The 15,965-nt window shown below is 41.4% G+C and carries 13 protein-coding genes; 4 read left to right on the plus strand and 9 right to left on the minus strand.

The window, feature by feature from the left end:
- Window positions 1–680 (plus strand): putative nucleotide-diphospho-sugar transferase (locus GBI16_RS07620; RefSeq protein ID WP_228267821.1); only part of this gene is annotated, 680 nt, incomplete at its 5' end.
- Here GBI16_RS07620 and GBI16_RS07625 read toward each other — a convergent pair.
- The 5 genes from GBI16_RS07625 to GBI16_RS07645 all read right to left on the minus strand — a co-directional run bounded on the left by GBI16_RS07625 (window position 673) and on the right by GBI16_RS07645 (window position 6,421).
- The gene (locus GBI16_RS07625) at window positions 673–1,752 is read right to left on the minus strand and encodes a hypothetical protein (RefSeq protein WP_228267822.1); all 1,080 of its coding nucleotides are present in this window, start codon (window positions 1,750–1,752) and stop codon (window positions 673–675) included. The genes GBI16_RS07620 and GBI16_RS07625 overlap by 8 nt on opposite strands.
- Before the next feature lie 386 nt (window positions 1,753–2,138).
- Entirely contained in the window at window positions 2,139–2,360 is a 222-nt protein-coding gene (locus GBI16_RS07630) for a hypothetical protein (RefSeq protein ID WP_086210429.1), read from the minus strand.
- Window positions 2,361–2,512: 152 nt separating this feature from the next.
- Complete coding sequence (locus GBI16_RS07635; protein ID WP_151706841.1) at window positions 2,513–3,397, minus strand: lysophospholipid acyltransferase family protein; 885 nt, start codon at window positions 3,395–3,397, stop codon at window positions 2,513–2,515.
- Between the two features lie 323 nt (window positions 3,398–3,720).
- A complete protein-coding gene (gene aspS / locus GBI16_RS07640; RefSeq protein ID WP_151706842.1) occupies window positions 3,721–5,505 on the minus strand; it encodes an aspartate--tRNA ligase in 1,785 nt (594 codons plus the stop codon).
- A 151-nt stretch (window positions 5,506–5,656) separates the two neighbouring features.
- Window positions 5,657–6,421 (minus strand): DUF4184 family protein, encoded by a 765-nt coding sequence (locus GBI16_RS07645; RefSeq protein WP_086210426.1) that lies wholly within the window; start codon window positions 6,419–6,421, stop codon window positions 5,657–5,659.
- Between the two features lie 138 nt (window positions 6,422–6,559).
- On the opposite strand from GBI16_RS07645, the gene znuD reads away from it, so the two are divergent.
- Window positions 6,560–8,596, plus strand: coding sequence for a zinc piracy TonB-dependent receptor ZnuD (gene znuD / locus GBI16_RS07650; RefSeq protein WP_151706843.1), 2,037 nt, complete (start codon window positions 6,560–6,562; stop codon window positions 8,594–8,596).
- Between the two features lie 153 nt (window positions 8,597–8,749).
- Window positions 8,750–10,213: a phospholipase D family protein gene (locus GBI16_RS07655; RefSeq protein ID WP_086210424.1), complete on the plus strand. Its 1,464-nt coding sequence runs from the start codon at window positions 8,750–8,752 to the stop codon at window positions 10,211–10,213.
- Between the two features lie 120 nt (window positions 10,214–10,333).
- Here the strand turns inward: GBI16_RS07655 and GBI16_RS07660 are convergent, their stop codons facing one another.
- Window positions 10,334–10,786, minus strand: coding sequence for a hypothetical protein (locus tag GBI16_RS07660; protein WP_086210423.1), 453 nt, complete (start codon window positions 10,784–10,786; stop codon window positions 10,334–10,336).
- 197 nt (window positions 10,787–10,983) lie between these two features.
- Between GBI16_RS07660 and GBI16_RS07665 the strand changes: the two genes are divergently transcribed.
- Complete coding sequence (locus GBI16_RS07665) at window positions 10,984–11,436, plus strand: RcnB family protein (protein ID WP_086210422.1); 453 nt, start codon at window positions 10,984–10,986, stop codon at window positions 11,434–11,436.
- Between the two features lie 69 nt (window positions 11,437–11,505).
- Here the strand turns inward: GBI16_RS07665 and GBI16_RS07670 are convergent, their stop codons facing one another.
- From GBI16_RS07670 to GBI16_RS07680, 3 genes are all read right to left on the minus strand, one after another.
- Window positions 11,506–12,003 carry a phosphate-starvation-inducible protein PsiE gene (locus tag GBI16_RS07670; protein ID WP_110974673.1) on the minus strand — a complete coding sequence of 166 codons (498 nt, stop codon included), beginning with the start codon at window positions 12,001–12,003 and terminating at the stop codon, window positions 11,506–11,508.
- Window positions 12,004–12,141: 138 nt separating this feature from the next.
- The gene (locus GBI16_RS07675; RefSeq protein WP_151706844.1) at window positions 12,142–13,923 is read right to left on the minus strand and encodes an acyl-CoA dehydrogenase C-terminal domain-containing protein; all 1,782 of its coding nucleotides are present in this window, start codon (window positions 13,921–13,923) and stop codon (window positions 12,142–12,144) included.
- A 195-nt stretch (window positions 13,924–14,118) separates the two neighbouring features.
- Entirely contained in the window at window positions 14,119–15,921 is a 1,803-nt protein-coding gene (locus GBI16_RS07680) for an acyl-CoA dehydrogenase C-terminal domain-containing protein (RefSeq protein WP_086210419.1), read from the minus strand.
- Between the last annotated feature and the right edge of the window lie 44 nt (window positions 15,922–15,965).

The raw sequence follows: 15,965 nt of genomic DNA on the forward strand, positions 1-15,965 counted from the left end.
ATACGAAGCATGCGAATATTTTAAAATGCTCGGCAAATAAATTTGGTATAGATGTACATTTTCAAAGCTTTTCCAAAGATGATTGGCAAAAAATTATTGCTTTTAAGCCATGTTATATTGCAAAAGTTCGGCATGAGCTACAAGGGCCGATTTTGTATATAGATGCCGATGCGATTATTCTCGAAGATATTCGACCTTATTTTGAATCAATCACAGAAGATATTGCGGTGCACTATATTCATAATAATCGTTTAATTAGTGCCACGCTGTTTATCAACGATACCCCAAATGCACGTCTATTGGTTGATGAATGGGAAAAAAGACAGTTGGCTGAGCCTGATCGTTGGGATCAGGTTGTATTGCAGGAATTACTGGATGCATGGGTCGAAGAAAAACGCGTTACACTCAAAAAGCTACCGCCCGAGTATAACTTTATTTTTGACACATCACGTAAAGCATACGGGGATACGGTTGAACCGATTATCGAACAATTACAGGCGAGTAGAGACATGCGTTGGGTGCAAAAATATCAGCGTAGAAATGCGTTCTACCGTTGGTTTATGCGCTCAACCACTTTAGCAAAAAGCACACGAAAAATTTTGACGCGTCACGCGGTTGTTAACGCACGGGCAAAGCAATTGGGAATTGATATACAGCTTGAACTTCAAGACCTCATGTAAATGGTGTTGAGGGCTGCTGTAGAGGGAGTTGGATCTGCTGGTAGGGAGCCTTTTTTAAAATATACCTGATCCAGTTGCCAAAGCTGTATTTCTCAAGAATTTGTGGATCTACAGCGACATAAGGACTGTCTAAAAAGTCTTTCAATGTATCTAAATTTTTGCCATCCCAAATCAGAATGTTGTTGGGATGGTAAAAATCATAATTGCGTATTTGCGCATTGTTGGTGATTAATTTTTTTTGATAATACAGTGCTTCAAAGGTGCGGAAAGATAATCCTTTATGCACTGGATTGACTACATCTACCAATATATCTGCTTGATTAATATGTTGAAGGTTATCCTCATAGTCAATATTTTGGTTGATAAATTTTATTTCTGAAGTGTGATATTGCGTTTGCGCATCTGCTTGATCACCATGGCGAAATTTAATATTGAAATCTAAAGTAATACCATGCTCAATAAGCGCTTTTGCACAATGATCAATTGGTTGAGAGCGGTCGTCAAAATGTAGACCTACAAAGTAGGCAACAGTACCTGTGTGTAAGTTGGGTTTTGGAGGGTACACATCAAAATAGAAATTGGTACAACCTTGAAATTTGTAACTACTGTAGTTTGGATTTGATAAATCTTCTGGGTCAAATACAAAAAAATGGTCAAATAAATCAACAGATAATAATGTTTTAGGGAAGCGTTCTATGCCATTCCATTGGTAGCCAATAAAATGGTGACTCGAACCTGCTTTTAATAATTCTAAATGTTGATTATCAATTAAGTCTGGACGTATGACGAGTACATAATCAAAGGTATTATTCTGTAAAGCCTTGGAAATTTCTTCGGCAATGATTCGCTGTTTGATGGCATCTTTTGCTTTATCCTTATATGAAAAATCAGCCAAGAATAATTTTCGGAAAAGCGTGTAGATATTCATCCATCGTGAAAGTTTAATTATTTGGATATTTTCAGGTGAGCTATTAATGAATTTGACTTCAAAGTTATGGAATTCTAAATTTTTCTGAATAGCTGTCGCAAAATTACTATGGCTGGGCATCACTAAGATTATTTTGTTGGTCATGATGTCTGTCTCATACGGGTCTCAATCTATTTTTAGGCCTATTTATACGACGGCTAAGGGGGCAACGCTTCCTAAAACAGTTTATATTTATTGGATATTTCTCTAGGCTGTACTCTAAATTTAACTGAGAATCTGACTAAATAAGATCATGCTTGGGAGTATTTTCTTGTGATCAGTTTATGTGTAATAAGCATAATCAGCCATGATTGGGTAATAGGTGATTTAATTAAACCAAGATCTACAGGTAAATTAAAGTTTTTTTGGTTTGCGAATACATGTTTTTTATGCTGCAAAAAAAGCAATAGGTACCGCCTTAGCGGCACTGTTGCTATACATAATTGCTAGCTTGATCATCAACAAAAAGTGTATTTAGAGTCGTAATATGATTACTCTGGTTTATCCGCATTGCCTTTCAAGACCATATAAATTAAGCCAACAAAGATCACAAAAGCACCTGCAAGACTACTTACACAGAAAAAGACAATCCGATTATAGGTTGTTAAATTAAACAATTGATTGTCTAGTATGTAACGCATGAACAACCATTGCGCGATAGCAAAAACAATTAGCACAATACCGCGACGACGGACTTCAGGACGCATAGCCATTTGCTTGCTCACAACTGATATAAAACAGGACGCTATTATGCCATTGCTGAGAATTGATCTCAAATAAATAAAAGTATGCCAATCAAGCCTAAACTAAATAATTTTGATTTTATCTTATCGTCCTGTTTGGATCATGTCTTGCTCTATAGCATTTATACGGGTGGCAACTTTTTATACGCATTGATCTTGCCTGCACAATTTCTAAAACGTCTATAGGACCAAATGTATTGTTCAGGTGCTTGGTTAATCATGTCTTGCATGGCAAGGTTTAAACAGTCCACAGACTGCTGTAGGTCTTTCGATAAAATCTCTTGAGATAACTTAGTACAGTACACATTAAAACCCGTTGCATCCGTATTACGAATACAACTTAATCCAATCACATTACATTGCGTTTTGGCGGCCATTTTTGAGACAAGAGTTGCGGATAATGTATGTTGTTGGAAAAAATATGAATAAATACCGCCACTCGGTTTTGGCAGATGATCGGGTAAAATTACGGTCAGTCCACCTTGTTTTAAGTGTTTGAAGATACTGCGGATCCCTGTTTCATCAGTAGGCACAAGAGTCGCATTAAACTTCTGGCGTGCTTCTAAAATATAGCGGTTCACTCCCTTCGTTTTATAGGGTTTATACATGATCATGGGTTGTGTATAGACGTTTAACCATGCATTTAACAGTTCCCAACAGCCGAAATGCGGAACAACCACAATCACGCCTTTTTTATTGGCTAAAGCCTCTGTGAGGACAGATTCTCCGTGAATATTTTTGAGTAAATCTAGGCTGTATTGGGGTGACATGCCCCAGCATTTTAAGAATTCAATATAAGTCTGACATTGGCTTTGAATGCTGAGATGAACGCGTTTCTGGAGTGTTGTTGGAGCGAGTTTAGGGTAGGCCAATTGCAGATTGATGCTGGTAATACGTTTGATTGAAGAATCACTATAATAAAGAAGGTGTGCAATTCCGCGAGCGATGTATTGTAGAAAGGGTAATGGCAAAATTGAAATGCTTTTAAGTAAATAATACATAGCCATATTTAAACTCAGAGATCTTATGCAAAAGATGTGATGAGAGAAAATTTTGCAAAGAGACTTAAAAATCTAAGATAGATAAAATCAAAAAAAGATGAGTATCTTAAGAACAAAATAAATGAATAAATCAACAGAATGCTTTAGTGCCAGAACTGCTGCAATAAAATATAGACTATCGTGACCCACTGTAAGTGCGATAGATCAAAAGTTCAAAGGAAATTTTGGAAAATTTGAAGCGAAAAATCGGATCTAGGGGGGAGGAGACTGCCTTGTCTTAAATAAAAAACCCTGCATATGGCAGGGTTTTTTTAATCATAATCTAAAGATTATTTAGTTTCTTCAGCTTTTGGTTTTTCACGTAAACGAATACCCAAATCACGTAGTTGGTTTGATTCAACTGGTGCAGGCGCTTGAGTTAATGGACATTCAGCAGTTTTTGTTTTCGGGAATGCAATCACATCACGAATAGAAGCACCACCTGTCATGAGCATGACTAAACGGTCTAGACCGAATGCCAAACCACCATGTGGAGGAGCACCGTAACGTAATGCGTTGAGTAAGAAACTGAATTTCTCTTCGGCTTCTTCTTCACCAATACCCAAAGCTTCAAAGATTGCTTTTTGCATTTCTAGGTTATGAATACGTAGTGAACCACCACCAATTTCAGTACCGTTTAACACCATGTCATAAGCCACAGAAAGCGCAGCACCTGGGTTGTTCTTCACATCTTCAACGCTTGATTTAGGCAGTGTGAATGGGTGGTGAACAGAGGTCCATTTGCCATCATCTGTTTCTTCAAACATTGGGAAGTCAACCACCCAAAGCGGTGCCCACTCGCAAGTTGACATCTTCAAGTCATGACCGACTTTAATACGTAAAGCACCCATGGCATCGTTGACAACTTTAGCTTTGTCTGCACCGAAGAACACGATATCGCCATTTTCTGCACCTACACGTTTCAATAGATCAAGCACGATCGGCTCGATGAATTTCACGATTGGAGATTGTAAACCTTCGATGCCTTTTTCAAGCTCGTTTACTTTAATGTAGGCTAAACCTTTCGCACCGTAGATGCCGACAAATTTCGTGTATTCATCAATTTGGCTACGTGGTAAAGAAGCTGCACCCGGAACACGTAATGCAACGATACGGCCTTTAGGATCTTTAGCAGGACCTGCGAATACTTTAAATTCAACTTCTTGCATCAGGTCTGCAACGTCAACCAATTTCAACGGAATACGTAGGTCTGGTTTGTCCGATGCATAGTCACGCATAGCATCTGTATAGGTCATGCGTGGGAATTTATCGAATTGAACATTAAGCAGTTCTTTGAACATCTTAACTGTCAACGTTTCCATTAAATCCATAATGTCATCGTCACTCATGAACGATGTTTCAACGTCGATTTGGGTGAATTCAGGCTGACGGTCTGCACGTAAGTCTTCATCACGGAAACATTTTGCGATCTGGTAGTAACGGTCAATACCACCCACCATTAACAATTGTTTGAATAATTGTGGTGACTGTGGAAGTGCATAGAAGCTACCATTAGATACACGGCTTGGCACTAAGTAGTCACGTGCACCTTCAGGTGTTGCACGGGTTAAAATCGGGGTTTCAACGTCTAAGAAACCATTGTCTTCGAAATAGTTACGAATGAGGTTGGTTAGCTTAGAACGGAAACGTAAACGATCTAACATTTCAGGACGACGGATGTCCAAGAAACGGTATTTTAAACGAATTTCTTCAGAAATATTGGTGTTGTCATCATTCAATGGGAATGGAGGTGTTTCAGATGCCGCAAGAACTTCGATTTCTTTGCCCAAAACTTCGATTTGACCGCTCACCATATTGGCATTTTCTGTGCCTGCATAACGGCGACGCACACGGCCTGTAATTTTTAATACGAATTCTGAACGTACTTTGTCCGCAGTTGCGAATGCTTCAGGAGTGTCAGGGTCAATAACCACTTGCACAAGACCATCACGGTCACGCATATCAAGGAAGATGACACCACCGTGGTCACGGCGACGGTGTACCCAACCGCAGAGGGTTACTGTTTCATCAATTTGAGCTTCGGTTAAAGAACCGCAGTAATGAGTTCGCATCATGGCGTTAAAAATCCAACTATATGGCTAAAGGTAGCGAATACGTAAACAGCGTACCGCCAGAAATAAAGGTAGGATTATGCCTCTTTGGACACCTAGTCTCAAGGTATAGCTTAAAAAAGGTATAAAATTGCTTGCCAGTCTTGCTGCAAACTTAGCCTAAACGGTGATCACGATCTAAAAATAAAAACAGAATGCAGCCAAAGATCAATATCAGTAAAGCGACTTGGCTAAATTCATTGATACTCCGCCCAGTAAAATAATATAGGTCTGACTGCCAAACTTGCGTAGGGATATAACGCGCATAGTCCCAAACACTCACTAGACCACCCAAAAGGCTGAATATGAACAGCCCAATGGCAAAGCGCCTGATTTTTAAACTGACAGGAAAATGCTGCTGGTATGTTTGGTAATAACGCCAACTCATCCATGCCAACAAAGGCAGAGCCAACGCCGATGTCCCAATTTGTAAAATACGGTGTAGTGGGAATGGGTGTCCTAGCAGAGCAACATTCTGGCTTAAAAAGTCCTGAAAAAATAAGGTTCGGAAGTCAGCATGAGTGAGTCCATCCCAGAATAAATGCGTGGCCGTACCGAGAAGTACTGCCAGAATGGTGCCTGTTAAAAATTTAAAAATACGCATTGCACTGTTGAGCCTAAGCTCATGCTGAATGCCCACAAAACGATAAAAACAGGGCCGTAATAGCACATACCATAAAATACAAAAACTGAGTCCAATCCAAAGATCAGGGTGAATCAGTGACGTCCAATAGTGGGTGATATTTGAACTGGTCTGCGTAAACAGTCGATACAAATCGGGAGTCATGCAACCAATGGCAATCGCCGCAACTGGCAATCGGTCACCACTGAGTTTGGCTAAGGGAGGTGCGAGAACAGCATGTGAAATGGTAAAGGGCATTGTTATGTCTTAAATTACATAGACTTAAAATTTATGATTCAGTTTAACTGCTTTTTAAAATAGAAATGTTTTTTATTGCAATAAAAATGGAATGTTATATTATAACAATATTCAAAACTTGTAACTTGAGTCAGTTCCATGTCTTTTCATAAAAATTTGATTACGCTTTCTATTTTTACTGTCGTCGCACCAGGGGTTTTTGCAGAGGAAGCAACAACACAACTAGAAACGTTGACCAGTCAAGCCCATCCTTTGGTACAAACAGCGGCAGACTTTGCAGTCGCCGATCAGGTGATTGAGCAAAAAACATTAAAAGAACGTGCACCGACCATTGGAGATGCTTTGGCAGATGAGTTGGGGGTGTATTCAAATCAATATGGTTCAGGTTCAAGCCGACCAGTGATTCGTGGTCAAGATGGCCCACGAGTGAAGGTCTTACAACACGCCTCAGAAACCGCTGATGTCTCGGCTTTATCGCCGGACCATGCCGTGACGGTTGATCCGATTTTGGCGAAACAAGTTGAAATCATTCGTGGTCCTTCAACCCTATTGTATAGTGCAGGCACCGTGGGTGGTTTGGTTAATGTGACCGACCAAAAAATTCCAACAAGCATGCCTGAAAAGGGTATCGAAGGTACGGCAGGGTTACGTTACAACACGGGTAGCGACGAAAAATTGGCAAGTGCTGGGGCGACTGTTGCGTTGGGAAGTCAGTTTGCTCTACGGGTTGAGGGTTCAAAGCGTGAAGCAAATGACTATATTGCCCCGAACTACTACCATGAGCATGAGGGTGAACTCGAAAAAGAACGCCGTGTTGGAAATACCTTTGCCAAAGGTGAAACTGTCAGTATAGGGGGTTCATGGATTGGGGAGCGCGGTTTTGCGGGTATCGCCTATACCAATCGTCAAGATCAATATGGTCTACCGGGGCATAATCATGAATATGAAAGCTGTCATCCGCACGATGACCATTTACATTGTGGTGCCGATGGGCATGACCATGATCATGAAGAACACGAGGCAGGGCCTTGGGTTGACTTAAAGTCAGAACGTTATGATTTCCGTACAGAAGTCTTAAATCCGTTTGTAGGGTTCGATAAACTACGTGCGCATGCCAGTTATACTGATTATCAACATGATGAAATTGAAGGCGATAGTGTTGCAACCACCTTTAAAAGTAAGGGTTATGATGCGCGTTTAGAGTTGGTGCATCAGTCAATTGCAGATTGGGAAGGTGTGGTTGGCGTACAGTACAATCAACAAAAATTAGATATCACTGGTGAAGAGTCCATTTTAGACCCAACCAAGACGCAAAAATGGAGCGTATTTGGTTTAGAACATAAGCAGTGGAAGGACTTCCATTTTGAATTCGGTGCGCGTGTCGATCAGCAGACCATTGATATTGAGTCTGATCGAAAAGACTATGATGATTATGGCGTATCTTATTCGGGTGCTGTGAACTGGATGTTTGCACCCAACTATAAACTGTCTTTAGTTGGATCTCATCAAGAGCGTTTACCTTTAGCGCAAGAGCTTTATGCTGATGGTAACCACCTAGCGACCAATACCTATGAACGTGGTAATGAAAATCTCGATGTTGAAAAATCCAATAACTTGGAGTTAGGTTTCCATTACGACACGGATAAAGTTGATTATCACGTGCATGTCTACCACAACTGGTATGACAACTATATTTATGCACAAACCACTGACCGTTATGAAAACTTCCGTCTAGTAGACTACACTCAAGACAAAGCGCGTTTTTATGGGACTGAAGCAGAAGCGTCTTATGCCATCAATGATGTGTATAAGATGAGCGTGTTTGGTGACTATGTACGTGGCAAAATTGACAATGAAAATGCTCCGCGAGTGCCTGCTGGTCGTTTAGGCACCAAAGTGAATGCAAACTTTAGTGATACGTGGTCGGGTACGGCAGAGTATTACCATGTATTTGAGCAAGATCGAATTGCAAGCTATGAAACGGAAACTGCGGGCTATAACATGGTAAATCTTGGCTTGGCGTATAATGGTCAATATATGCAGGGCAATGATTATCGTGTGTATTTCAAAGCCAATAACCTCTTGGATGAGACGGTTTATTCGCATGCTTCATTCCTATCGACCATTCCACAAGTGGGGCGTAACTTCACAGTTGGGCTCGACTTTAGTTTCTAAAATGCTACTTCAAGCTTCAACCCAACCTTTTCCGTAAAGAAGAGGTGCTTCCTCTCCTTTGTGGAGAGGTTGCCAAAACATCGACAACAGAAATCCTCTTGAAAAATCAAACAATAAAACCTAGTCTGAGCATATTGGACTAGGTTTTTTGTTATGCGTATCTTTCGAAAATTACATCAAAAGCTCAACTGGACTGCGACTCGTTACGTTGGTGTCGTGGTGGGCTTGCTGGCTCTAACTTACTTAAGCTCAGCGGTTTATCATACTGTTAAACCACTGCCTGATGGGTTGGACTATACTGGCAAGTTACGTCATGCCGATGTCAAATTTATTGCAGATCAAACCTATATTGATGCACAAGGTAAACAGCAACAAGATCACCATATTTTCAACGAAGTGTTTAAGTTGATTGAAGATGCACAAACCACGATTGTGCTGGATATGTTCTTGTTTAATGATGAAGTGGGTACATCTCAAGTATCACAACGGGCGTTGACTCGTCAGTTGACCGATGCATTGATTGTCAAGCGTAGCTTGCATCCGAATATTGAAATCAAAGTCATCACTGACCCGATTAACTCAGTCTATGGCGGGCTCTTACCTGAGCATTACCGTAAACTGCGTCAGGCGGGTGTGGATGTGATCGAAACTGATTTACGTCCGCTCCGTGCTTCTAACCCTGTTTGGTCAGGTTTTTGGTATATCTGTTGTCAAAATGCAGGCAATAATCCCGATGGTGGTTGGTTAGGCAATCCATTTGGGGATGGAAAAATTACGCTACGCAGCTATTTAAACCTATTTAATTTTAAAGCCAATCATCGCAAAACTTTAGTGGTCGATACCGCACAAGGTTGGAAGACCTTGGTGACATCTGCGAATCCGCATGATGGCAGTTCGCGACATTCCAATGTAGCGCTGTTGGTGACAGGCAATACCGCAATTGATGTCTTGAAAACAGAGCAAACTGTGGCTCACATGTCTCAGGGCGATGTACCGATGGTGATTATGGGGGAGTTTGAAGCCAGTCCATCCCAGCCTCAAGTTCAAGTGCTGACTGAAAAAGCAATCCTAGATGCAACACTCAACTTGTTGAATAACGCAAAAGCCAATGATCAGATTGATTTGGCGATGTTCTATTTGTCTGAGCGTCAAATTATCAATGCTTTAAAAGATGCACAGAACCGTGGCGTTAAACTTCGGATTTTACTCGATCCCAATAAAGATGCATTTGGTCGTCAAAAGAATGGAATCCCCAACCGCCAAGTTGCGTCTGAGCTTAACGATGCCGGTATTACAGTGCGTTGGTGTAATACTCAAGGGGAACAGTGTCATAGCAAAATGGTTTTAAAACGCCATGCGCAAGAAGCAGAGCTCATTTTGGGTTCAGCGAATTTTACTGCACGTAATTTGAAAAATTATAACTTGGAGACTAATTTACGTGTGATTGGTCAGTCTAAAGCAGCGGTGTTTACAGATGCTCAGCAATATTTTGATGGGGCATGGTCGAACTTAAATGGTCGTCAAATGAGTGTGGACTATGAGCAATATAAAGATGAGTCAAAACTCAAATATGGGCTATACCGCTTTATGGAGTGGAGTGGTTTGTCGACGTTTTAATTTCGAATTCCTTTTTCCATTTCTTGCCGTTTCATGAAAAGCGGTACTTCTCCTATATTGTGCAAGATGAAAAATCCCTCTTTTTAAAGAGGGATTGAGGGAGATTTAATTTTTAAGATTTTACTGCTCAGGATTGGGCGGGATGATTTGATCCAAATCTTTATCGGTCATCTTATCGAGTTCATGTAGATCGGTTTTGATTTTCCATTTTTCAGCATTTTCTACTGGACTTGGCAGACGTGCTTCTAACCAGTCACAAATGACATCGGGTGGAAAGTCAGCGTGGTTACACTGAATGACCCATGCTAAGAATTGCTTGGCTTCACCATTCATGTACGGTGGAGGTGAGACAGGTAAAAACTGTGTCGGGAGGCGCTCATTTTTAGAAATATAGTTCAACACATGCCCAAGTTCTTGCACGGTTTGCCATGCCAAAGGATGATCTACATCAATTTGGAACTTAAACCACCACGCACTTTTTCCATCTGTACCATAAGCATCAATCAGATTTTTTTGAATACTGGGAACTTTGCAAAAATATTCATAGAGTCGATCAAAACTTAATTCAGCCACGGCGTGATCATCCAATACAATTATAAACTAAGGCTAAGTATAAACTGAAAACTCCTGTGATTTTTGATTTTCAAAGAAATCCAGTTTGTCACCTTATAGCGACGATAACCAGCAATGATCTAAAATCGACAGTTTGTACATTTTTTATCCATTAAATTGGTTTAAAATAATAATATTCACCTCAGTGGAGGAAGATGATGAAATATTTAAAAATAATCTATGGAATAAGTTTACTCAGCTTATTTCCTGCACTGAGTTTTGCTCAACCAGTGACGCGCTATTATGGAAAACCGCTGACTTCGCAAACGCAACGTTTTCCAACTTATGCGGGGCCTTATCAGGGTTTAACCACGCGACCTACATCACCGCCTCCAATTGAGCCTCCTCATCACAGACCACCTCCGCACCATCCTCCTCATGGCGGGTATCCGATGCGACCAGGTGTGAGTATTATTTATCGAGCACCTAGTTATTCAACTTATAGTCAGGAAACTAATAGCTATGTGTATGGGGATGGTGATTCCAGCATTGAAAGTCGTGATTATGTATTGATTACCGATTGGCGACGTTTAGGGCTACCAGACCCACCTGAAGGCATGCACTGGATTTTTGAAAATGGACGCTACGCTTTAGAGCCAGATTCAAAATAAATGAATCTTTGATTGATACTAAAAACCCTCCGTTGTTTAGACGGAGGGTTTTTTAGTGGTCAATAAAAATTAAGCGAGTTCATCATCTTGTGGACGTGGTGTTTTGCCTTCAGCTAAGGGTTTGTCGGCATGTTTATCCCGAATCACCGAAGGATAATTCCATGACGCATAACGAACCACCAGAATGGCAAGAGCCATAATTAATATTGAGCCTGTGATAATGACTAAATCCATATCGGCTTTGTGGTCGTGTTGGATGTCCGAAATGAGTAGCCGAGTGAGGGCAGTGATCGCAATATAAATTAAGAAACGAACAGGCATGTGGTTGGTTTTAAAGTAGATACCGACCATTGCACCCAGCTCTAAGTAGATGAATAACAGTAAAATATCATCAATCGAGGCGTACTGTTTAACGGTTAGGATCTCATAAACAGTATGACCAGCCGACCAAATCACCATACAGCCAATAATAAATAAAGCCACATAGTGAAAACTTTCTACTGCAGTATTGCCTAATTTATCGAGGAGGGTTTCAATTTTCTCTATTTTAGGATCACGGTTGGTCATGCTAGCCTCCTCATACTTTGCGGATATTATATTGAATCATATGCAAATTTCATGCAAATGACGAGAAGTTGATTATAAAAAGCTGACGTTAAAAAAAACGCCTGACTGGTCAGGCGTTTTTTATCGTGTTTAAACTAATTAAGCTTGGTTGGTGAAGTAGTCTTCAGAGAAGTTCATGATAACTTCTGCACCCGCTTTTACTTTTGCAATACGTAAGTCGATTTCAGGCAAAATACGCTGTGTAAAGTAAGCCGCAAGCGCCAATTTGTTTTGATAGAAATCACCATCTTTGGCTTTGGCCGCATTGGCAATTTTTGCAAACATATAAGCAAAGCTAAGTAAGCCGACTGCATGTAAGTAATCCACTGCTGCAGCATTTGGAAACTCTGCACTTTCAGCAGCACGTTCAAGAATATACTTGGTTACTTCTTCCACTTCAGTTGCTGCATCGAGTGTTGCATCTTTAATGAAGTTTAGGTCCGCATCTAAGCTGTTAGCAAAGTCACGGATTTCAGAAATGTAGTCTGCGATAAATGCACCACCACATTTAATGGTTTTACGACCAATTAAATCTTGAGACTGAACGCCATTCGTACCTTCGTAGATTTGTGCAATACGTAAGTCACGTACACATTGCTCCATGCCCCATTCACGAATATAACCATGACCACCGAAGACCATTTGTGAATCAATCACTGCATTAAAAGCAGTATCGGTTAAATAGGCTTTTGCAATTGGAGTTAGCAGTGCCACACGGTCATTGGCTGCTTTCACAGCTTCAGGGTCTGTTGAGAACTTGGTGATATCAAGTTGTTGACCGACATAGACAGCAAAGGCACGCGATGCTTCGTTGTTCGCACGTGCATTCAGCAACATACGACGAACGTCACCATGCACAAGAATGCTGTCTGCAGGCTTAGCAGGTGATTGAATACCTGATGCACTACGACCTTGTAGGCGGTCTGTTGCGTACTGTGCAGCATTTTGGTAAGCAAATTCAGATGCACCTAAACCTTGGATACCCATCGACAAACGTTCGTAGTTCATCATCACGAACATCGCCGCAAGGCCTTCATTTTCTTTACCGACCAAGAAACCCTTGGCACCGTCAAAGTTCATCACACAAGTCGCAGACGCTTTGATCCCCATTTTATGTTCAATTGAACCTGGGCCTGCTGCATTACGTTCACCGACAGAACCATCTGCATTCACCAAGAATTTAGGTACGATGAATAATGAAATACCACGTGAACCCGCAGGTGCATCTGGTGTTTTCGCTAGAACCAAGTGAATGATGTTTTCAGCTAAGTCGTGGTCACCGCCAGTAATGAAGATTTTAGTCCCTGTAATGTTATAGGTGCCGTCTTCGTTACGTTCAGCTTTAGTTTTGATAATGCCTAGATCTGTACCTGCATGTGGCTCCGTTAAGCACATTGTTCCAGACCATTCACCTGAGTAAATTTTAGGTAAATACGTTTCTTTTTGCTCTTGAGAGGCATAGCTGTTCAGTGCCATACCAGCACCAACAGAAAGTAGCGGATAGAGCATGAATGATGGGTTGGTTGCGAACAGCATTTCATCTGCAAGAACGGTCAGCATTTTAGGCATGCCTTGACCGCCCCATTCTTCATCAGCTGCTAAGCCAATCCAACCGCCTTCAGCATATTGCTTAAATGCTTCTTTAAAACCAGTAGGTGTGGTGACTGCACCATTGCTATAAGTTGCACCTTCTTCATCACCTGTACGGTTTAAAGGCAGGGTAACGTTCTGCGCAAATTTAGCCATTTCTTCGAGGATCGCTTCAGCCGTTGCGCTGTCTACATGAGCAAGATTTTCATTAGACTGCCAGAACTGTTCAGCATTGAAAACGTCATTGAGGATAAACTTCATATCCGCAAGTGGGGCATTATAAATTGGCATGTTCGTTCACCTGTTTATTGTTTGAATCTCTGTAGACTTAGGACAGCTTAATGGACAACGGTGGATGTTGTCAGATGACCCAAGCGAAATAACGCTCTATTTATAAAGAAAAAGGACCGTCAAAGCTATGACCGTCCTTTCTCTATTTCTGTACTCAAGAGTACAACATTTCAAATATCAACTGAGATATTCAGCTTAGAATGCAAAATGTTCTGCATCTAATGCGAGTAACGGTTCTACACCACCAGCAATCACGTCAACGTGTGAGCGAACACGTGGAAGAATCTTCTTGAAGTAGAAGCGAGCTGTAGTAACTTTCGCGTTATAGAAGTCAACTTCAGTTGTCCCAGCAGCAAGTGTTTCTTGAGCCACAAGTGCCATACGTGCCCATAGGTAAGCAAGGGTGACATAACCAGAGAAGTAGAGGTAATCGACTGCTGCAGCACCCACTTCATTTGGGTTTTGCATTGCTTTCATACCAATTTGCATTGTGAGGTCACCCCACTCTTTGTTCAGCGCAGCAAGTGGTTCAACAAATTCTTGCATTGCAGCATTGTCTTTGTTCGCTTCGCAGAATTTGTGAACAATCTTGGTGAAGTCTTTCAACATTGCACCTTGAGTACCCAAAACTTTACGACCTAATAAGTCTAATGCTTGGATTTCTGTTGTTCCTTCGTATAGACACGCAATACGTGTATCACGAACGATTTGTTCCATGCCATGCTCTGAAATAAAGCCATGACCACCAAACACTTGAACACCGTGTTTTGCAGACTCTGAACCTGTTTCAGTTAAGAATGCTTTTGCAATTGGAGTCAGTAGAGACAAGATGTTGTCAGAGTATTTACGCTCTTCTTCTGTCGCACCTTGCTCAACCACGTCTGCATGTAGAGACAATAAGTAAACCAGTGCACGACCACCTTCAGCAAATGCTTTTTGTGTTAAAAGCATGTTACGTACAGCAGGGTGAACAATGATAGGGTCTGCTTCTTTTTCTGGGGCTTTAGGGCCAGTCAGTGAACGCATTGCTAAACGGTCTTTTGCATAAGCAAGCGCACCTTGGAATGAACCTTCAGATGCCGATAAACCTTGAACTGCTGTACCAATACGAGCAGTGTTCATGAAGGTAAACATGCAGTTTAAGCCACGGTTTTCAGGTCCAATCAGGAAGCCTTTTGCGTTATCAAAGTTGATCACGCAAGTTGAGTTACCATGGATCCCCATTTTGTGTTCGATTGAACCACAACGTACTGCGTTACGTTCACCGACAGAACCGTCTGCATTTAGATTGAACTTCGGTACGATGAATAACGAAATACCTTTGGTACCTTTAGGCGCACCAGGAAGACGAGCAAGGACGATGTGAACAATGTTCTCCGCCATGTCGTGCTCACCTGCAGAGATAAAGATTTTCTCGCCTGTGATTGCATAGCTACCATCTGCCTGTGGTTCAGCCTTGGTACGGATAATACCCAAGTCAGAACCTGCATGGGATTCAGTTAAGCACATGGTACCTGTCCAAACACCTGAAACAAGGTTTGGTAAGTACGCATCTTTTTGCTCAGCTGAACCGTGGTGTTCTAAAGTACGTACTGCACCATGAGAAAGACCAGGGTACATACCCCAAGCCCAGTTCGCAGTACCGACCATTTCAGAAATCACGTTACCTAAAGAAACTGGTAGACCTTGACCGCCATATTGCTCTTCAGCAGAAAGAGATGGGAAGCCTAATTCGATATATTTCTGATACGCTTCTTTAAAGCCTGTTGGCGTGGTAACAACGCCATCGTTCCATGTACAACCTTCACGGTCACCGCTTTGGTTGATTGGAGATAATTCGTTTTCACAGAAATCTGCAGCTGCGTCTAAGTATTGGTCAACCAATTCACGGCTTACGGTTTCCTGAAATGCAGGCAGTTTAGAATAATGTTCTTCTGCGTTAAGTAACTCATGCAGTACGAATTGCATATCACGTAAGGGCGCTTTGTATTGTGGCATCTCGTTTTCCTCAATACTGGTTTAACCAGCTTATAATCCTAATA

Source organism: Acinetobacter sp. TUM15064 (genome assembly GCF_008980265.1).
GTDB lineage: Bacteria > Pseudomonadota > Gammaproteobacteria > Pseudomonadales > Moraxellaceae > Acinetobacter.

What these genes read in the sequence shown, in the direction of transcription:
- GBI16_RS07625 (WP_228267822.1), bottom strand. Translation starts at nt 1,752, where the DNA reads ATGACCAACAAAATAATCTTAGTGATGCCCAGCCATAGTAATTTTGCG.
- GBI16_RS07670 (WP_110974673.1), bottom strand. Translation starts at nt 12,003, where the DNA reads ATGACCAACCGTGATCCTAAAATAGAGAAAATTGAAACCCTCCTCGAT.
- GBI16_RS07630 (WP_086210429.1), bottom strand. Translation starts at nt 2,360, where the DNA reads ATGGCTATGCGTCCTGAAGTCCGTCGTCGCGGTATTGTGCTAATTGTT.
- znuD (WP_151706843.1), top strand. Translation starts at nt 6,560, where the DNA reads ATGTCTTTTCATAAAAATTTGATTACGCTTTCTATTTTTACTGTCGTC.
- aspS (WP_151706842.1), bottom strand. Translation starts at nt 5,505, where the DNA reads ATGATGCGAACTCATTACTGCGGTTCTTTAACCGAAGCTCAAATTGAT.
- GBI16_RS07635 (WP_151706841.1), bottom strand. Translation starts at nt 3,397, where the DNA reads ATGGCTATGTATTATTTACTTAAAAGCATTTCAATTTTGCCATTACCC.
- GBI16_RS07680 (WP_086210419.1), bottom strand. Translation starts at nt 15,921, where the DNA reads ATGCCACAATACAAAGCGCCCTTACGTGATATGCAATTCGTACTGCAT.
- GBI16_RS07655 (WP_086210424.1), top strand. Translation starts at nt 8,750, where the DNA reads ATGCGTATCTTTCGAAAATTACATCAAAAGCTCAACTGGACTGCGACT.
- GBI16_RS07645 (WP_086210426.1), bottom strand. Translation starts at nt 6,421, where the DNA reads ATGCCCTTTACCATTTCACATGCTGTTCTCGCACCTCCCTTAGCCAAA.
- GBI16_RS07665 (WP_086210422.1), top strand. Translation starts at nt 10,984, where the DNA reads ATGAAATATTTAAAAATAATCTATGGAATAAGTTTACTCAGCTTATTT.
- GBI16_RS07675 (WP_151706844.1), bottom strand. Translation starts at nt 13,923, where the DNA reads ATGCCAATTTATAATGCCCCACTTGCGGATATGAAGTTTATCCTCAAT.